General features: G+C 61.9%; 15 protein-coding genes. 1 reads left to right on the forward strand and 14 read right to left on the reverse strand.

From position 1 onward, the window contains the following. Positions 1-96: 96 nt before the first annotated feature. On the reverse strand, positions 97-495 hold the full coding sequence (locus HX807_RS00825; RefSeq protein ID WP_177049048.1) for a DUF4440 domain-containing protein: 399 nt from the start codon (positions 493-495) through the stop codon (positions 97-99). Next, positions 492-1,682: an MFS transporter gene (locus HX807_RS00830; protein ID WP_177049049.1), complete on the reverse strand. Its 1,191-nt coding sequence runs from the start codon at positions 1,680-1,682 to the stop codon at positions 492-494. Before HX807_RS00830 ends, HX807_RS00825 begins: the two co-directional genes overlap by 4 nt. A gap of 111 nt (positions 1,683-1,793) precedes the next feature. On the opposite strand from HX807_RS00830, the gene HX807_RS00835 reads away from it, so the two are divergent. Beyond that, positions 1,794-2,657 (forward strand): LysR family transcriptional regulator, encoded by an 864-nt coding sequence (locus HX807_RS00835; protein WP_177049050.1) that lies wholly within the window; start codon positions 1,794-1,796, stop codon positions 2,655-2,657. Positions 2,658-2,818: 161 nt separating this feature from the next. Here HX807_RS00835 and HX807_RS00840 read toward each other — a convergent pair whose 3' ends face one another. The 12 genes from HX807_RS00840 to HX807_RS00895 all read right to left on the reverse strand — a co-directional run bounded on the left by HX807_RS00840 (position 2,819) and on the right by HX807_RS00895 (position 17,823). Further along, positions 2,819-3,631 (reverse strand): SDR family oxidoreductase, encoded by an 813-nt coding sequence (locus tag HX807_RS00840; protein ID WP_177027778.1) that lies wholly within the window; start codon positions 3,629-3,631, stop codon positions 2,819-2,821. A 20-nt stretch (positions 3,632-3,651) separates the two neighbouring features. Next, a complete protein-coding gene (locus HX807_RS00845; RefSeq protein WP_003216273.1) occupies positions 3,652-4,116 on the reverse strand; it encodes a hypothetical protein in 465 nt (154 codons plus the stop codon). A gap of 154 nt (positions 4,117-4,270) precedes the next feature. Further along, positions 4,271-5,722, reverse strand: coding sequence for a mannose-1-phosphate guanylyltransferase/mannose-6-phosphate isomerase (locus HX807_RS00850; protein WP_177049051.1), 1,452 nt, complete (start codon positions 5,720-5,722; stop codon positions 4,271-4,273). Positions 5,723-5,871: 149 nt separating this feature from the next. Beyond that, the gene (locus HX807_RS00855) at positions 5,872-6,519 is read right to left on the reverse strand and encodes an alginate O-acetyltransferase AlgF (protein ID WP_008434181.1); all 648 of its coding nucleotides are present in this window, start codon (positions 6,517-6,519) and stop codon (positions 5,872-5,874) included. Between the two features lie 16 nt (positions 6,520-6,535). Next, complete coding sequence (locus HX807_RS00860) at positions 6,536-7,723, reverse strand: alginate O-acetyltransferase (RefSeq protein ID WP_003216279.1); 1,188 nt, start codon at positions 7,721-7,723, stop codon at positions 6,536-6,538. Positions 7,724-7,734: 11 nt separating this feature from the next. Further along, positions 7,735-9,300: an MBOAT family protein gene (locus HX807_RS00865; RefSeq protein WP_087692834.1), complete on the reverse strand. Its 1,566-nt coding sequence runs from the start codon at positions 9,298-9,300 to the stop codon at positions 7,735-7,737. 217 nt (positions 9,301-9,517) lie between these two features. Further along, positions 9,518-10,627 (reverse strand): mannuronate-specific alginate lyase, encoded by a 1,110-nt coding sequence (locus HX807_RS00870; protein WP_177049052.1) that lies wholly within the window; start codon positions 10,625-10,627, stop codon positions 9,518-9,520. An 8-nt stretch (positions 10,628-10,635) separates the two neighbouring features. Continuing rightward, entirely contained in the window at positions 10,636-12,084 is a 1,449-nt protein-coding gene (locus HX807_RS00875; RefSeq protein ID WP_076014451.1) for an alginate O-acetyltransferase, read from the reverse strand. Positions 12,085-12,095: 11 nt separating this feature from the next. Beyond that, positions 12,096-13,655, reverse strand: a complete 1,560-nt coding sequence (algG, locus tag HX807_RS00880; protein WP_043225844.1) for a mannuronan 5-epimerase AlgG — start codon at positions 13,653-13,655, stop codon at positions 12,096-12,098. Next, the gene (locus tag HX807_RS00885) at positions 13,655-15,142 is read right to left on the reverse strand and encodes an alginate export family protein (protein WP_177049053.1); all 1,488 of its coding nucleotides are present in this window, start codon (positions 15,140-15,142) and stop codon (positions 13,655-13,657) included. The genes algG and HX807_RS00885 overlap by 1 nt, the downstream gene beginning before the upstream one ends. Beyond that, positions 15,139-16,518 carry an alginate biosynthesis TPR repeat lipoprotein AlgK gene (gene algK, locus HX807_RS00890; protein WP_218174027.1) on the reverse strand — a complete coding sequence of 460 codons (1,380 nt, stop codon included), beginning with the start codon at positions 16,516-16,518 and terminating at the stop codon, positions 15,139-15,141. Before algK ends, HX807_RS00885 begins: the two co-directional genes overlap by 4 nt. Before the next feature lie 135 nt (positions 16,519-16,653). Then, on the reverse strand, positions 16,654-17,823 hold the full coding sequence (locus HX807_RS00895; protein WP_003216292.1) for an alginate biosynthesis protein Alg44: 1,170 nt from the start codon (positions 17,821-17,823) through the stop codon (positions 16,654-16,656). Positions 17,824-17,835: the final 12 nt, after the last annotated feature.

The raw sequence follows: 17,835 nt of genomic DNA on the forward strand, positions 1-17,835 counted from the left end.
GAGCGGGCTTGCTCGCGAAGGCAGTTTGTCAGTCAACGAAAATATCGACTGATCCACCGCATTCGCGAGCAAGCCCGCTCCCACATTTTGACCGTGTCAGGACTGTAGAAACGTCTCGTGCAAGTGGCGCCACAGCAGGGCGCCACTGGCCTGCTTTTCAAACACCACGGTCGATCGCCGATCGGTTTGGGCACCGCTGCCATCCACCTGCTGCTCGCGATAACTCACCGTCGCGCCACGGGCATGTCGGTCAATCCCGGCAAACTCGCTGAGGCTGATCTTGAACCCGGGCCGCTTGCCGCCAGCCTGGCTGAACAGCTGGTTGAGCAGTGCAAAATCCAGTTGTTTGCCCGCCGGGGTGATCATGGAAAAGTCCGGCGAAAAACGCCTCAGCAAAACCTCCAGTGTTCCCTCGGGGGCTGTGCCGGCAAACCATTGCTCGATCTCGACATGGGCCTGGATCACTTCATCAAAAAAATCGCGGTAGTCAATCATCGTGTGGGCTCGCTGGCAGGGTGAAGCAGTGTCCGTACCTTGGACGCATCCAGGCACAGTACGGCAAATAACGGAAACAGGGTCAACGCCGCGGCAATCGCGAAGGTGACGGTGAACGAGTCCAGCGCAGCCAGCACCCCACTGAGCACGGCGGCACCGAGGCAAAAACTCAATTGCCGATTGATGTTCCACAAGGCGCTGGCATGCCCCATGCGCTCGGCCGGAATGTCGAGAAAGGCGAGGGTTTGCGCGGTGCTGCTGCACAGGCTGCCACCCAGGCCCATCAGGAGGTAGGCGAGCACCACGACAACCGGGTGCGGCTCGATCAGCAACAGGATGCCGAGGGCTTGCAGCAGCATGCCCGCCAGCAGCAGCGGCCTCGGCCCGCAGCGATTGAACAGTTTTTTGCTCAAGGCAATCGCCAGCCCCGAGGCCAGCGCCCACGGCAGCATCAGCGCGCCGATGTGGCTGGCGGTAAAGCCGAGGCCGTGCAGATAAAGAATCGCCACCAGGCTGGTGCCGATAAACACCCCCGGGATGAACAGGTAAACCAGCATCGCGACCCGCAGCATCGGGCGGCGAGCCTGGCCCAATACGTGACCGAGCTCCAGCGCCGGGCGTGTGGACGCGGGCGTGTCTGCCACCAGCCAGCGCAAGGTCAGCATCACGGTGATCAGCGCCAGCGGCAGGTTGGCGAAAAAGATCCAGCGCCACGACACGCTGTCCACCACCAGGCCGCCCAATGCTGGCGACAACGCCGGAATCAGCAGCGCCACCAGCATGACCCTGGCTGTCAGTTGGCTGCGTTCTGCCGGCGGAAAATGCCGATAGGCCAAGGCTTGCCCCACCGGAATCAACAAGCCGCCACCCAAGCCCTGCAACAGGCGCCAGCCGATCAGCGCTTCAATCGAGGCGGCCTGGCCCACCAGCACCGAGGCTACGCCGAACAGCAACAGGCTGACGGCAATCAACCGGCGCTCACCCAGCAGCGCCGCCAGCCAAACGCTCAGGGGAATCACCACGGTCAGGCCGAGCATGTAGGCGTTGCCGATCCATGCCAGTTGCGTGACCGAGGCGTGCAACTCGCGGGCGATGTCCGGGTAAGCGATGGTGGCGACAAACATGTTCACCAGGTCGAGGGCGAAGCCCAGTAGAAAGATCCAGGTAACTTTCGAGCGGTAGGTCATTGCGCGGTTCCTGCTGTGGATGGCGGCAGGGTAGGCGGGTGCGGGCACTTGGGAAACAGCGGTTTGACTGTTAGTTTGTCAAAAATATTTTGACAAAGGAGCGCGTGGCATATGGTCAGCCTGGATCGTTTCGACACCTTCAAGGCCGTGGTCGAGGCCGGTTCGTTGACGGCAGCCGCGGATGTCCTCGGGCAGACGCGAGCGGTGGTGAGCTTCAACCTCAAGCGCCTGGAAGCCGAGCTGGGCGTGACCCTGCTGACCCGCAGTACTCGGCAACTGGCACTGACCGATGCGGGCGAACGCTTTTACCTGCGCTGCACGCGCATGCTGGAAGAAGCGCGCCTGGCGGTGGAAGAGGCCCGTTCGGAGCACAGCCAGCTCAAGGGCACATTGCGGATCACCACCACCGTCGAATACGGATTGGCGGTGGTGGTGCCGGCAGTGGAAACCTTTCGCGGCCTGCACCCGGAATTGAACATCCAGTTATCCACCTCCTCCAGCCACGCCGACCTGATCTCCGAGCGCTTCGATGTAGCTATTCGATTGGGGCGGATGCTCGACTCCAATCATCGGGCGGTGCAGCTGTCGAGCTACGAAATCCTCGCCGTGGCTGCACCGGGGTTTGCCGGGGTCGCTACACTGGAAGAACTGGAGCAACTGCCCAAGCTGGGGCACGGGCGGCTCACGGAGTTGACGGTGCTCGACCCGGCCGGCCATGAGCACCTGTACCGTCCAGGCCCCGGCAAGGCTTCACTGGTTGCCGACAGTGCCGCGATTCTCCAGGCGTTTTCGGTGCGCGGGCATGGCGTGGCGATCCTGCCCCAGTGGCTGGTGCAGGAAGACCTGGATGCGGGGCGTTTGGTGCGGTTGCTGCCGGGGTATCGATTTGCGCCGCAGGGGGTGTATGCGTTGTACCCGGATACCCGGCATTTGCCCCTGAAAGTGCGGGCCTTCATTGATTTCATGAAAGGCTGATCAGCCGAGAAACCGTGTGGCGAGGGAGCTTGCTCCCGCTGGGGGGCGAAGCACCCCTGAAAAGGTCAGCGCATTCTTTCAGGAAACTTGGATGGGTGGTTTTGGGGCTGCTGCGCAGCCCAGCGGGAGCAAGCTCCCTCGCCACGGGGAGGCGGGGGCTCTTAGAGCTGGCCGCTCAGGCCAAAGCGTTTTTTCAAGACAGTCTCCAGCAAGCCCTTGGGCAACAGCGCCGCCATCCACGGCAGTGCCCGGCAACCATTACCCGAGCGCAACAGGCGCGGCGGCGTGCCCTGTTGCACGGCCTTGAGCACGTCTGCCGCAAACTGGCTGGCGGGCGTAGGCCGATCCTGGGAGGCCTTGGCCCGGGCGCGGATGCTTTCGCGCAGTGGCCACCAGGGCGACTTTTCATTGATCAACAGTTCGGCCTGGGTGCCGGCGTTTTTTGCAAAACTTGTATCGATGGCGCCTGGCTGCACTTCCATCACCCGCACGTCAAACGGTGCGAGCTCCATGCGCAACGCATCACTCAAGGCATGCACTGCGGCTTTCGAGGCGCAATACGCACCGGCGAACGGTGTGACCAACACGCCGGACACGCTGCCGATATTCACCACCAACCCTTTACGGCGACGCAGGGCCGGGAACAGCGCCTGAGTCACGCCGACCACTGAGAATACGTTGGTCTCGAATTGCTGCTGCATCGCCTGGGTGCCGCCGTCGAGCAACGGGCCCATGGCGCCATAGCCGGCGTTGTTGATCAGCACATCCAGCTCGCCGACCTGCCCGGCCAACTGCGCCAGTGCAGCGCTGTCGTTGACGTCCAGTTGCACCGCGTTAAAGCCGGCGCTGGCAAGTGCCGCCACATCCTCGCTGCGCCGGGCGCTGGCCCACACGTCAAAGCCGGCTTGCTTGAAGGCGTCCGCCAGGGCACGGCCAATGCCACTGGAGCACCCGGTGATCAGTACGTTGGGCATGGATCAGTCCTTTGTCGTTATCAGTCAGAGAAGCTGCCTTGCAAATGCTCGGCACGAAATTCCAGGGTTTGCGGGCGGTAGCCGGGGCGCAGCGGCGGCACTGGCAGGCAGTCTTCCCAGGTGGCGCCGGCCTGCAGTTCGCCGGGGCCGCGATAGCGCGGGGCAGCGTACACGTTGTCTGCCAGGTTGACCGTATCGCCCGGCGCATACGCGGCGATGCGCCAACGCAGTTCGGTCAGCGGTACGTTGTTGCCGTTGTTCAAGGTGAGCTTGAGCGGGCGGTCTGCGGGGCATTCTTTCGGCGCGTAGACGGTACGCAGTTCCAGGCGTGCCAATTGCTGGGCCTCGCGGTTGTCCAGCCACACCACCCATACCGCCACCAGGCCCAGGCCGACGGCGGCCGCGAGGGAAACCGGCAACGCCCTGGCGGGGTAGCGCAGCAAGAGGATCAGCCAGGTGATAATCAGCAAGACACCAAAGAACATGGCAACAACCTCGAAAACGGAACGGGCATCCTAACCAAGCGTAGGTGGAGTTGACCATCTTCGGGTTCCCCGGCCCCAAAGAAAAAGCCCCCGGCCCACCGGCTGCGGATAGGGGACGCAGTCGGTGGGGCGGGGGCTTGTTGTGCTGCTCTGTTTACTGCGCGATGGTTTTCACCGAAACGCCACGCTCGATTGGCGTGGATCGACCGTAGATATCTTCAAAGCGTTCGATATCGTCTTCACCCAGGTAGCTGCCGGACTGCACCTCGATAATCTCCAATGGAATCTTGCCCGGGTTACGCAAACGGTGCACCGAGGCAATCGGGATGTAGGTGGACTGGTTTTCGGTGAGCAGGAACACGTTCTCGTCACAGGTGACTTCGGCGGTGCCGCTGACCACGATCCAGTGTTCGGCGCGGTGGTGGTGCATCTGCAACGACAGGCACGCGCCCGGTTTCACCGAGATGTGCTTGACCTGGAAGCGCCCGCCCATATCCACCGAGTCGTACGAGCCCCATGGACGGTACACCTCGCAGTGGTTCTGGGTTTCGCTGCGGCCCTGCTCGTTGAGGGTGTTGACCATCTGCTTGACGCCCTGGACCTTGTCCTTGTGGGCAATCATCATCGCGTCCTTGGTTTCCACCACCACGATGTTTTCCAGGCCAATCACCGACACCAGCTTGCCGTTGCCGTGGATCATGCAGTTCTTGCTGTCCTGGATCACCACGTCGCCCTTGCTGACGTTACCGTTGGCGTCTTTTTCATTCACGTCCCACAGCGATGCCCAGCAACCCACGTCGCTCCAGCCGGCAGTCAATGGCACCACGCAGGCCAGTTGGGTTTTTTCCATCACGGCGTAGTCGATGGAGTTGTCCGGGCAGCAGGCGAAGGTGGATTCGTCGATGTCGATGGTGTCGGCGGTTTGGTTGCTGCGTTCCAGGGTCAGCAGGCAGGTGTCGTAGATGTCCGGATCGTGTTTTTTCAGCTCTTCGAGGAAGCGGCTGGCACGGAACAGGAACATGCCGCTGTTCCAGAAATAACCACCGCTCTTGACGAATTCGCCGGCGCGTTTTTCATCGGGTTTTTCCACGAACTGTTGCACGCGGCTGACGCCTTCGGGCAGCAGCGAATCGTTGGTCGACTTGATATAGCCGTAGCCGGTCTCCGGACGGGTGGCCGGCACACCGAACAGCACCATTTCGCCACGCTCAGCCGCCACAGTGGCCAGGGCCAGGGCGCGTTGCAGGGCTTTCTGGTCATCCAGCACGTGGTCGGCGGGCAGCACCAGCATCAGTTCGTCGCGGCCTTCGTTGACCAGCATCATCGCCGTCAGGGCCACGGCCGGCGCGGTATTGCGGCCGAACGGCTCCATCAGGATGCGCTGGGTTTCCAGTTTGCGGGCAGCCAGTTGCTCGTTGACGATAAAGCGGTGGTCCTTGTTGCACACCACGATGGGCGCGTCCATGCCGTCGAACACCAGGCGCTCCAGGGTTTGCTGGAACAAGGTGTGCTCGCCGGTCAGGGCCAGGAACTGCTTGGGAAACTGTTTACGCGAAAGCGGCCAAAGACGTGAGCCGCTACCACCGGAAAGGATTACTGGGATCATGGTGTTTCTCCTTGAATCAAATTTGGTTAGAGCCTGTGGGAGCCGGGCTTGCCCGCGATGGCATCACCTCGGTGTACCTGATACACCGAGTTGTCCGCATCGCAGGCAAGCCAGCTCCCACAAGGGGCAGCGTCAATCTGAAAATCTAATCAGCGGGTCGACACAGGGCGTTTCACCCACACTGGCGACAGGTTGGCGCCGGTGCCGGTGACGTACAGCACTGCGGCCTCACCGCGTTCCAGAGCTACCGGCTTCACGTCGCCGACTTTTTTATCGCCTTCATACAGCGCCAGGCTGACCTTCACCGGGTTGATCTCGCGCTCGCCACGGCCCTTGGCGGCCACGGCCTGGACCACGTCGGTCTTGCCATCGGCGGTTTTCAGGGTCAGCGACTTGTCACTGAGGTTCTGCACGCGCACCAGGGATTTCTGCTTGTTCTTGAACGGCGGTTCTTCGATCAGTTGCGGTTGGCCGCTGCCGCTGCTGACCAGGGTGTAGTAGTGGTCGGCGGCGAGCTTGACCGGCAGGGTCTGGCTGCCGACCTTGGCGCTGTAGTCACCGCCCGGCATGAAGCTGAAGTCACTGCTGGCCAGCGGTGCAACCTCGTTGAGGTTGGTGCTGCCGACGGTGGCGCTGACTTCCTGGTTGCTGGCGTTGTACACCCGCACAAAGCTCGAGCCTTTTGGCGCGACGGGACCGTAGAGGGCGGCGTCGCCACCGGCGAAGGCGGACATCGAAACAACGCTCATGCCGGCGACGAGGGCAAAAGTTTTTGCGAGGTTAGTAGTGAAAGTCATGTGAGTTACCTCTCTTTCAGTTTTGCGCCCGGTCGGGCGTCTCGGAGTTCATGTTTTTAACGGTGGGGGTGTTGATAGCCATGTTCTGTTGGCGCATACCGGCTTGTTTGAGCTGCGCAACCCACTGCGGGTCGGCATCGCCGATTTCGTTGTTCACAGGCAGATAACGCTCGGGAAACTCCCAGATCAGCACCTGTGGCGGGCTGTTCTTGAAGTCGTCGCTTTTCAGGTAGCTGAGCATCGGCAGGATCGGGCCGTGGCCGTCTTCGGAGTAGTTGATGACGTCGCTGCCCAGGGCTTGCTTCAGCGCGCCGACAAAGTTCCAGTTCGGGTTGGCGCTGTAGCTGGTGCCCACCAGTGCCACCGGGGTTTCACTGTCGGTGAACAGCGCATCGTCGCCCTTGGTTTCAGCCAGGTGCGTCACGCGTTTTTGCAGTGGCTCCTTGGGCGGCATCAGGTTTTCGAACAGCGGGTCCAGCGGCAGGAACAGGCGCAGGTCGCCCTTGTGTGGCTCGGTCTTCTCGGCTTCGGTGACAAAGCGTTGAGGCTCGCCGCTCAGGGGCGTTTTGTTGGCAATTGTCTTGGCCAATTCTTTGGCCGCCACTTCAGCGCCGTCCGGGGTCCAGTGGGTGTCGGTGCGCAGGAACACTTGCTGGCCGTGCAGTTTGGCCTGTTGCAGCGGGCCCATCAGGTCGGGGGCGACGATCTTGTCGGCGGCCATGCGGGCATGGAAGTCCTGGTACAGACCGGCGCGGATGCTCGCCGGCTGCACTTCACCCACGTGTTCCGGGTACAGCCGCACCTTGGCTGGCACGATCGCCATCACCAGTTGGATACCCTGGGCCTTGAGCTTCTGGCGCACGCCTTCCACCAAGGCGTAGTTGCCTTGCAGGTTCTGGTCTTCGTTGACGATCGGGTTGAATTCCTCGTCGCTGTACAACCAGTGGTCGCGGCCAATCACCACGCCAGGGCGGCCTTCGTTGAACAGCTTGTAGTCCAGCGCTGCCCAGAGGTTGGTGCCCAGGCGCTTGATCGGGAACTGGTCGTCGTAGTGGGTCTCGACGGCCTTGGTCCAGCGGCCGTTGAGCACGGTGGCGTCGGCGTTGGTGCTGAAGCCCAGGAAACTGCGCATCGACCAGGCGCCCAACGCCAGCAGCACGGCGAGGAACAAGGCGATGTAGAGGACGCGTAATGAACGGGTCATGGTCGGCTCCCTCAGAACTGGAAGTAAAGGAACGGCGAGAAGCTCTGCGCCGAAAGTTTGAGAATCGACGCCACGAACAGCAGCAGTACTGCGGCGCGCATGGCGTAGCGTGGCCAGGTGGCGCTCCAGTAGGCCGGTTGCACGGTGGCCTCGGTGCCCACGGTGTAGCCGGGCTCATGGATGCTGCCCGGGTTGTCGCCCGGTACGGCCTTGATCAAGCCCGGTTGCGCAGTCGCCGGGCCATCGGCCTGGGTGTTCACCGCAGGCTTGGTTTTTTCCGGTGGGCGGTTGCTGTAGAAGTCCCGCAGGCCGAAGAACGCCAGGGTTGCGTACGCCACCACCAGGGTTGCCACTTGCAGGCCGGTGAGGCTGGCGCGGTTGAGTTCCGACAGCGACCACTCGCCGAAGCTGAACATCGCGCCGTACATACGGCCGGCGACGTGCAGGTTTTCCGAGCGGAAGATCACCCAGCCCATCACCACCAGCAGGAAGGTGAAGGCCCAGCGCACAACGTTGAAACTGCGCGGTGCGGTGTTGAGGCCGATGGCTTTTTCAATCGCCAGCCACATGCCGTGCCAGGCGCCCCACACGATGTAGGTGATGTTCGCACCGTGCCACAGGCCACCGAGGAGCATGGTCAGGAACAGGTTGCGGTAGGTGGTCAGCGTGCCTTTACGGTTGCCGCCCAGAGTGATGTACAGGTAGTCACGCAGCCAGGTGGACAGGCTGATGTGCCAGCGCCGCCAGAACTCGGTGATCGACTGGCTGATGTACGGCTGCTTGAAGTTTTCCATGAAGCGAAAACCCATCATCAAGCCCAGGCCGATGGCCATGTCGCTGTAGCCGGAGAAGTCGAAGTACAGCTGCGCGGTGTACGCCAGTGCGCCGAGCCAGGCATCGCCGGTGGTGGGGTTTTGCAGGGCGAAGCAATGATCGGCGACCACCGCCAGGGTGTCGGCGATAAACACCTTCTTGATGAAACCCTGCATGAACCGCGTGCAGCCCTCGGAGAATTTATCGAGGGTGTGGGTGCGGTTGTTGAACTGGTCGGCCAGGTCGCGAAAGCGCAACACCGGGCCGGCAATCAGGTGCGGGAAGATCGCCACGAACGCCGCAAAGTCGATCAGGTTGCGGGTGGCCGGGGTGTCGCCGCGGTACACGTCGATGATGTAGCTGATGGACTCGAAGATGTAGAACGAGATCCCGATCGGCAACAGCACGTGGGTCAGGATGAAAGGCTCAAGGCCGGCCGACTTCATCATCAGGTTGATGCTGTCGACACCGAAGTTGGCGTACTTGAAGTAGCCGAGGATGCACAGATCGACCGCCACGCCCAGCAGCAGCCAGCGCTGGGCCGGCCTGGTGCGCACGCCTGCCGCACCGACCTTGAGGCCGATCCAGTAGTTCCACAGCGTCACGGCGGCGAACAGCGCCAGGAAGTCCACTCGCCACCAGGCGTAGAACACATAACTGGCAACCAGCAGCAGCAGATTGCGATAGCGTTGCCCGCTCAGGTAGTACAAGCCGAGGAAGATCGGCAAGAACAGGAACAGGAACACATTGGACGAGAAAACCATCCCGATCTCTCCATGTTTAACCAACAGTCAAGGGCCAACGGCCCCCCCAAACCCCCCACCGAAAACGGAGAGGGGCGGTATTACATTCCCACTGACGAAACCGGCTCAAAATGTGGGAGCGGGCTTGCTCGCGAATGCGGTGTGTCATTCAACACAGAGGGCGACTGATACACCGCCTTCGCGAGCAAGCCCGCTCCCACATTTGAAGTGCGTTTCGTCAGCTGCCTTTGTTGCCTTTCTCATGCGCCGGGTCGTAGACCTTGGTCAGGTCACCCCCCAGGCGGAACGTCTTGAACGGCTGCATCCCGTGCTTGCGCTCGATCACATCCGGGGCGCAGGTGTAGAGGGTGCAGAAGGGCTCAAGCCAGGCAAATTTCATGTCTTCCTTGAGGTCCTTCATGTCCTGTTCCTTGCCGTTCTTCTGCTCGAAGATCTCCGGGTCTTTCACCCCGGCCAGCACCTTGTCACCCAGGCGTTTCAACGCGCCGTTGTTTTCCTGGCGCAGGTCCACACCGTTCACCAGGGCAAAACTGGCGATCATCGCCAGCGGCGGCAGGGCGTAGTTGTGGTACGAAAGGGCCCGTTGCTGACGCTTCAATTCGTTGGGCAGGAAGCCTTGGGCATCCACCTGGTTGGCGCCGACCTTGTATTCCTTCACGGCCCAGTCAAACAGGTCGCGGCGGTTCACGGCGACGGAGGTCGCCATCACCGACCAGGCAGCCCAGTAGGAGTGGTTGTTGGTTTTATCCAGCGGCAGGTTGTCCCAGTCGCTCACCACCTGGTCGGCCATTTTGCTGAACCAGGCTTCGATCAACTGCGACTCCTGCTGGTGGTTGGCCAGCGGATGAGAGTCGGAGAACTTCAGGCGCACATAGGCCGACGCCATGCTGCCCAGTGCCCATTTGCGCATGGACTTGCCGGTGTGGTTGAAGTCTTTGGACATCAATGCATCGGCCTTGGCCCAGCTCGTGAGCCAGTTCAGCGTGCATTCCAACTGCTCCGGCCTGCCGTCACGCATGAATTGCATCACGCGCTTGCTGGTGTCTTTTTCCAGCTTGGTGATGTCGGCGGTGCTGTCGCGAAAAGCTTTTTCGGACTGCACATTCAGGGTGGAACGAGCCTTGTCCGAACCTTCGTACTTGCTGCGAAATTGCAGCGAGCCGGTGTATGGCGCGGGCATGGTGTCGCAGTCATTCTTGAAGTCGCCGGTCTTGAATGCTTCCACCGGGGCGAAATAACCCTGGGGCGGACGCAGTGGTGCGGCGGCGTTGACTTGGCCGGCAAACATCGCCAGGCCCAGCAGCGTTGGAATCAATAACTTCTGCATAAGTAACCTCATTGCCCCGTTGAAGCAGTCTGTTGACCACCGGCGGGGAATACGTTGCGTGTGCAAATTTTCGCTTCGACTTTCTGCGCGGCCTGGCCCGCTTCAGGGCCCTGCACTTCCACGGCCAGCAGGTTTTGCGTGGCCCAGTCTTCATCGGTGCGCAGTTCAAAGGCGAAACGCCCGTCTGTATCGGATGTTTCGGGTTTCTCGATCTTGATGTCCTCGTGGCGCCCGTTCATGTACCAGAGGGTGGCTTGCAGGGTTTTCACCGATGGGTCGGCGAAGCGGATGTCGACCTGGTGACTGCTGTTGCGCAGGTCTTTGTTCGAACTGTTCACCAGCAATTCGTTCTTGCCGGGTTTCAGCGTGGTGCTGGCGCTCATCTGGGCGGTCTTGCCTTCACAGCCGTTGTCCAGCAGCGACATCATCTGGCGGTAGATGGTCTCCTGGTCCAGGCGATACAGCGGCGAGAATTCCCAGATCAGGATCTTCGGCGGGGTCTTCTGGAATTCTTCGCTGCCCAGGTACTGGATCATCGAGCCTTCCAGGCCACCACCGGGGAAGGCGACGTTAAGGATGTCGGCACCGATTTCCTGTTCCAGGAAGCCGGCGAAATTGTAGTTCTTGCCACTGTGGCTGGTACCCACGAGGGTGATCTGCGGGTTGCCGGAATCACCGAACAGGTCGCCGTCCGCCGCTTCGCCCTTGGGCTCGGTGGTGAACTGGTCCATGTACTGGATCGCGTAGCTGGTGCCGCACAGTTGCCCGGCCATGTTGTGCAGGGTGCCGGTCTTGCCCATGCGCCCGGAGCGTTTGGTCTCGAACTCACGTTGCGGGATGCCGGCAAACTCAGGCATCGCCCGCACTTTGGCGCCGACGATTTTGGCGGTGCGCTGGGCGCCGTATGGCGTCCAGTGTTGGTCACCGCGGAAGTAGAAATCGTGGGCCGGTAACTCGTCCGGCAGTTGCTCGTTGGTCAGCGGCGACAGGTCCGGTACGACGTAGCCCATCTTGGCGAAGCGCCCGAGCATGGTCTTGTAATTGCCCAGGGCCTTGTCGAAATCGAACCTGGCTTTTTCTTCAGGGTTGAGCTTGTTGCGGTTCACCAAGCCACGGGTTGGCTGGTAGACCACCACCAGTTCCACGCCCTTGCTCTTGAACGCATCGTGCAGCTGCTGCATGCGTTTGTAGCCGGCGGGGCTGGTGTCGAATTCGGTGCGCAGGTCTTCCTGGGTCCGGAACAGCCAATCGCCCTGGGCTTGCACCAGGGTGGTGAAGTTCTGCTGGTAGCGCGTGGTGTAGTTCTTCGCGTCGTGGGCGGCCGGGCACAGGCTGCAGCACGGTTCGGCGGTGAAGGTTGGCGCCTTGATTTCGTCGGCGCGCACGCCCTGGCTGGCCGCGAGCAGGCCGAGGGTCAAACCCGAAAGGCTGAGCAGTTTGATCATGTGTGGGTGCATAAAGGTCATCCTCAGTCCTGCATTTCGGTCTGGCGTTCGACAGGGTCGATCAGCACGGCTTTCTTCTGGCGTACCAGCAAGTCGAGGATCTCTTCCTGGCGATCGCCAAGAACGCCCGAGAAGCTGATGCCACTGGATTTGGTCGGCGCAAGCATCGATACGCGGTACAGCTCGACGCTCAGCGGCGAGTCGATGGACAGCGGCCCGCTGCCGTTGGCGGCCAGTTCACCGCCGACCACGATCAGCGAGACCTTGGTGTCGAACGGGTCGAGGGCGATGTCGCGGTCGGTGTCGGTCAAATCCTTGATGTGGCCGTACACGCCGGTCAGCCCGTTGGCCATGGCAATGTTCTCGTACAGGCGAATGTTCACGCTGTTACGCACGCGGATGCCGTGGCGACGGTTGCTGATCACCTTGTTGCCCCACAGCAGGTTATCGCCGCTCTCATAGAGGGTGATGCCGTCGGTGTGGTTGCGGTAGATCTCGTTGTCGGCGATCAGGTTGTTGACGCTGTTACGGTCGATCACCAGGCCCGAGAGCTTGTTGTCGAAGCTGCGGTTGTTGAAGATGAAGCTGTCGTTCACTTCCCGGGAAATGATGATGCCGTGCTTCTTCTTCGTGCCGTAGACGGTGTTGTCGGTGATGATCAGGCCGTGTGAACGGTCGTGGGGGTCAATGCCGTAGACGATGTTGTCTTTGTAGGTATTGCCCTTGAGCACAAAGCCGGTGGTTTCGTAGCAGTAGAAGCCGTACCACATGTCCGAGAACTCGGAGTCGACGATCCAGCCCGTCGGCTCGGGGCGCTTGAGCACCTTGGCCATGTTCGGCGTGTACTGGGAAATACTCACGCCATACGACTTACTGTTGGCGTAGCCGAAACTGGCCATCTTGCTGTTGGCGATGTAGGTCTCGGTGCCGCCCCAGGCCAGCAGGAACGGGCGGAATTCCTTGGGCGACTGGAAGGTCGCCGGGCCGTTGGTCTTCTCGCGCCAGCCGGTGATTCTGGTGTCACGCACAAACAGTTGGCCGTCGTTGATCAGGAACGAACCGGCTTCCTGGGACAGGCGCAGCTCTTGAGTCTGCTTGTCGATTTCGAGGATGCCTTTACGGCCCACCACGATCGGCAACTTGGCCAGGAACACCCCCGGCGAGGTTTCGCTGAAGTACTGCTTGGGCACTTTCTTCAGCAGGTCCTTGAGGTTCATGTAGCCGTCGTCGACAAAGATCGCCTGGGGAATGCCGTGCTGGCGCACTACCCATTCGGCCATCTTGTTGTCGCCGCCGATGAAGTCCTTCAGGGCGTCTTCCTGCATCATCCGGCGGATGCTGATTTTGCCTGGCTTGGTACGCACGATCTTTTTCGCGATATTGGCCGCGGTGTAGCCGGACACGTCCGGCAGCGCAGGCTTGGCCATCTCCAGCGGCTCGGTCGGCGGGCTGGAGATGGTGTAGGTCTTGGCCTGTTGCAGCTCTTTGGCGATGGTCGGCGCTTTGTCGGCGAAGGCCGAGGCGCTGGCCAACAGCATGGCCGCGACGAGCAGGCTTTGAGACTTCATTGCGCAGGCTCCCATCAGAACTTCCAGATCACGTCGACAAAGGCGCGATGCATGTACGAGTCGACCTGGCTGCCATAGGCGTCGCCCGGCTTGAACACGCCTGCACGGAAGCGCACCAGGGCCGACGGCTCGTCGATCGACTGGCTGAGCCCGGCCGGCAGCAGGCCTTTCTTGAAGTACTTGGTGACCACCAGGTCCATCTCCTGGCCGAGATCTTTCTTGCCGTCTTCAAGCGGCAGGGACGTGCTGGACAGGATCGCGCCGGTCACGTCATCGGTGTTGTTCTGCACGGCATCGATGCCGTTGCTGCCCACCGGCTTGTTGCCGTCTACGCGCCAGAACTTGTGGTACACAAGGCTTGCGTCATAGTCCTCGCGCAGCTGCCAGGACCCGAACAGGCTCATGGACTGCATGTTGTTCATCTCGCCGCGAAACGCTTCGCCGAAGCGATGGACGCGGGACTGGGTACCGGTCCAGTTCGAACGGTTGCTTTGCAGGCCGTTCTGCTCGTATTCGGCACTGGCGCGGGAGTAGGCGGCGCCCACTTGCCACTGCGGGTCGAGGCGCAGGCGTACACCCAAATCGGTGGCCCAGCCATTCACGTCATCGCTGCGCTTGGCGTTGGCCGGGCGGGTGCCGTCGGCGTTCAAGGCGTTGACCGTGTCGCGGTCGCCCTGCATGCCGGTGACGCTCGCCCAGTAGTTGACGGTGTTGGTGTTGCGCCAGTTGTAGGCGTCGCTGTTGGCTTCGATGCCGAGCCAGGTCAGGTCGCCGTTCTCGCGCTTGTCCAGCGAGTCGGAGGCCACGCCCGGTTCCGGGTAGTCGAGCTTGCCGTCATCATGGGTGTGGTGCGCGCGCAGGCCGATCCACTGGCCTGGCGTCCACTGGTAGGCGGCGTCGGCGTACAGGTGCTGACGGTCCTTGTCCTTGGGCGACAGTTCCTTGAGGTCGGTGCGGTATTCGCTGAAGCGCTCGGCGACGCCGACATTGGCCTTGAGCAAGGTGGTGTCGAAGGTCCAGTTCAGCGCTTCGATATTGGTGTCGCGCCATTGGCCGTCGTCATTGCGCAGGCGTTGGCGACCAAGCTTGAGGATCTCGCCGGGGTAGGGCGTGAAGCCGCCATAGGCGACCCAGAACTCGCGCATCGCCAGGTAGTTCTTCTTGCTCTTGCGGTCGTCATTGCTGGTCTGTTGAGTGGCGTCATCCGAGGACTGTTGCAGGGTGTCGGTCTCGATGATGTCGCTGGAGGTCACGGCCTGGCCCATGGCGTAGGCGCTCCAGTTGCCGCTTTCACCGTAGATCCACGGGCGCAGGTCAAGGCCGATGCCGTTGACGTCGCCGCCTTTCTGGGTGCCCAGGTCGCGGTCATCTTCGGACTGGCCGGTGACTTTGACTTCCAGGCCGAAGTTCTTGGCTTCGGTCAGCGCCGCCAGGGTCGGGCACGACCACAGCAGGGCGAAGGTCAGGCCGATACCGGCCTTGACGAATGGGTTGAGCTTCATAGGGATTCCTCGCCGTCTTCTTCTTGCAGGGCGTGCAATTGCAGCGTGCTTTGGGCCAGGGTGCCGCGCACGGCCAGCTCCTGTTGCACCAGGCGTTGGCCTTCGGCGCGTTGTTCCGGGGTCAGCGGCGCTTCGAGCTGGGTCGCCAGGTCGTTGGCTTCCGGCGTGTCCTGGGCCTTGGCCAACTGGCTGAAGACATAGGCGTTAAGCGGGTCGGGCTTGGTGCCCTTGCCTTGGGAAAACAGCTGGGCAATCGCGAAGTCGGCGCTGTTCTGGCCGTTGCGCGCAGCGGTCAACAGATGGTCCAGGGCCTTTTGCGAATAGACCTTGCCCAGGTAGCCACGGCGGTAGATCTGGCCGAGGTAGTAGTCGGCGGCGACTTCGCGGCCGACGGCTTTCTGGAAGTGTTCTTCGGCGGCCTTGGCGTCAGCCGGGACCCACTTGCCTTCGTAGTAGAGCTTGCCCAGCAACAGTTCGGCGCGGGGCTGGTCGGCGGCGCGGCCGTTGTCGAGGTACTTCATCATCTGGTCGACGTCGCCCAGTTCCGGGAAGTCGTAGAGCAGTTGCGCCAGGCTGACCCAGGAGGCCGGGTAGCCGGGGGCGATTTTTTCCAGCAGGGCCTGGGCGGTTTTTTCGTCGGTCTTGCCCAGGCTTGCATCACCCAGTACACGAGCCACGCTGTCGACCCGTTGGGCGGTGACGGTGCCGCGGCTGTAGCCGGCTTCCATCTGCTTGAGCAGGTCGGCCTGTTTTTCCGGCTCGGCTTTTTTCTGGTAGACCGTGGCCAGCTCGACGTAGCAGATATCGGTGGTGTTCAGCGCCGCCTTGCAGATGCTTTCCACTTCATCCAGGTGCTGGTCGTAGGTGTCCTGGGTGCGATACAGCAGCACCTGGGCGAGACCGGCTTCCGGGTAACCCGAGGCGCGCCATTTGCTGATCTGCTGCTGGGCGTTGATGTTCGGGAAACTGTGCGGGTATTGCAGGTAGAGCATTGCCAGCGGGATCAGGGTGTTGCCTTCGCCATTGGCAAAGGCTCTTTTCAGCAGGCCTTCGGCTTCATGGTGTTCGGCTTCGGTCGCGCCGGGCTTGGCCACCAGCAGGCGGCCCAGGCGTGCCTGGGCACGGGGCGATGTATCGGCGGCCGCGCGGTACGTCGCTTCGGCCTGCTTGATATGCTCGGGGTCGCGGGTGCCGACCTGGATATCCGCCAGGCCCACTTGGGCCTCGCTGTAGCCCAAATCCGCGAGCTGCTGGTAGTTCTGCTGGGCAGTGACGGTGTCGCCACGTTTCAGCGCTTCATTGGCCAGGCGTTGGTCGGGCAGACCGGCGCAACCGGCGAGGCTGACCGCAACAGCCAGCAACGCCACAGTTCCCATGTGGGAGCGGGCTTGCTCGCGAAGGGGCCCTGTCAGTTGATGCATGTGTTGGCTGACACACTGCTTTCGCGAGCAAGCCCGCTCCCACAGGGATTGCGGTGTTTTTGAGAGAGTCATCACAGGCATGTCCTCTGCTTACAGACCGTTGGCCATGGCTTTGTCGATCAGCCAGTTCAGGGACGGGCCGCGATCGCTGGTCACTTCAACCGGGCGACCGGCGTAGGTGCTGTCCAGCGGGGCATCGGGTTTGATCTGCACGCGGATGTCGGAGGACATTTCGCTGCTGTTCAGGCTGGTGCTGCTGACGATGGTGCCGGTGCGTACCTGCTCTTCATCCGCTACCTGGAAGTTCACGCGGGTGCCCGGGCGAACGTCGGCAAACTGGCGATAGGAGAAGCGCGCATCAACGTTGGCCTGGCTGCCGCGTGGCACCAGTTGGAAGATCACGTCGCCCTTGCTGGCGTACTGACCGTCGGCGACCAGTTGCTGGGCCACGACGCAGTCGCACGGGGAGGTGAGGGTGCCGGTCATTTGCTTGCCGAACAGCTCTTCGACCTTGGCCGGTTGCAGCTGGTCTTCGTCCAGATGGCCCTTGAGTACGTCGAGCATGCTGGTGCTGAAGGTTGCCAATGGCGCGCCTTTGGCGGCGACCGCATCGCCTTTGATCAGGCTTTGCACGGTGCCATCGCGGGGCATGGTCACGTTCATCCCGGGCACGCTCACCAGGCCGGAGGTGGCGTGGCTGACGAAGTACATGCCGTACACCGATTTGACCACGAAGCCGAATGCCGCCAGGCCCACCACGAAGATCCCGAGGCTGAAAGTCACCGCCCGCAGGCGGCCACCGACGCTCATGTTGCTGCCGCCGTCCTTGACCTTGCGCGCCTTGGTGAAGTTGTCGCGTTGCAGGGTTGCCAGCACGTCACCCATGGTTACGATGTCACCGGCCAGGTGCGAGGTGATCAGGTGGCGCAGGGTGGAGATGTCTTGTGCATCGAGGTTCTGGAACTGGCAACCGGTGCGGCCGGTCTGGCGGTCGTAGGAGCGAATCTGCAGCTCGACGTCCATCGCCAGGCCCAGGTTGTCGATCACGAACTGCAAGCGACCCTTGTGCACATCGCCGACTTTCAGCGGCTGCTGCGGGGCGTTGAAGGCCAGGCCGCCGGCGGACAGGTCGATCACCCGCACTTCCATCGGTGTTTGATCGGCGCCGAAGAAGCGCAGCTTGGCCGGGATTTTGACCCGGGCGTGTTGGCGCTGGGCTTCGGATTCGTGGACAACGTTGGCGTTTACTGGGCTATTCATGGTGTTTAGTTC

It is taken from the genome of Pseudomonas sp. D8002 (assembly GCF_013385695.1).
Lineage (GTDB): Bacteria > Pseudomonadota > Gammaproteobacteria > Pseudomonadales > Pseudomonadaceae > Aquipseudomonas.

What these genes read in the sequence shown, in the direction of transcription:
- HX807_RS00825 (WP_177049048.1), bottom strand. Translation starts at nt 495, where the DNA reads ATGATTGACTACCGCGATTTTTTTGATGAAGTGATCCAGGCCCATGTC.
- HX807_RS00830 (WP_177049049.1), bottom strand. Translation starts at nt 1,682, where the DNA reads ATGACCTACCGCTCGAAAGTTACCTGGATCTTTCTACTGGGCTTCGCC.
- HX807_RS00835 (WP_177049050.1), top strand. Translation starts at nt 1,794, where the DNA reads ATGGTCAGCCTGGATCGTTTCGACACCTTCAAGGCCGTGGTCGAGGCC.
- HX807_RS00840 (WP_177027778.1), bottom strand. Translation starts at nt 3,631, where the DNA reads ATGCCCAACGTACTGATCACCGGGTGCTCCAGTGGCATTGGCCGTGCC.
- HX807_RS00845 (WP_003216273.1), bottom strand. Translation starts at nt 4,116, where the DNA reads ATGTTCTTTGGTGTCTTGCTGATTATCACCTGGCTGATCCTCTTGCTG.
- HX807_RS00850 (WP_177049051.1), bottom strand. Translation starts at nt 5,722, where the DNA reads ATGATCCCAGTAATCCTTTCCGGTGGTAGCGGCTCACGTCTTTGGCCG.
- HX807_RS00855 (WP_008434181.1), bottom strand. Translation starts at nt 6,519, where the DNA reads ATGACTTTCACTACTAACCTCGCAAAAACTTTTGCCCTCGTCGCCGGC.
- HX807_RS00860 (WP_003216279.1), bottom strand. Translation starts at nt 7,723, where the DNA reads ATGACCCGTTCATTACGCGTCCTCTACATCGCCTTGTTCCTCGCCGTG.
- HX807_RS00865 (WP_087692834.1), bottom strand. Translation starts at nt 9,300, where the DNA reads ATGGTTTTCTCGTCCAATGTGTTCCTGTTCCTGTTCTTGCCGATCTTC.
- HX807_RS00870 (WP_177049052.1), bottom strand. Translation starts at nt 10,627, where the DNA reads ATGCAGAAGTTATTGATTCCAACGCTGCTGGGCCTGGCGATGTTTGCC.
- HX807_RS00875 (WP_076014451.1), bottom strand. Translation starts at nt 12,084, where the DNA reads ATGCACCCACACATGATCAAACTGCTCAGCCTTTCGGGTTTGACCCTC.
- algG (WP_043225844.1), bottom strand. Translation starts at nt 13,655, where the DNA reads ATGGGAGCCTGCGCAATGAAGTCTCAAAGCCTGCTCGTCGCGGCCATG.
- HX807_RS00885 (WP_177049053.1), bottom strand. Translation starts at nt 15,142, where the DNA reads ATGAAGCTCAACCCATTCGTCAAGGCCGGTATCGGCCTGACCTTCGCC.
- algK (WP_218174027.1), bottom strand. Translation starts at nt 16,518, where the DNA reads ATGGGAACTGTGGCGTTGCTGGCTGTTGCGGTCAGCCTCGCCGGTTGC.
- HX807_RS00895 (WP_003216292.1), bottom strand. Translation starts at nt 17,823, where the DNA reads ATGAATAGCCCAGTAAACGCCAACGTTGTCCACGAATCCGAAGCCCAG.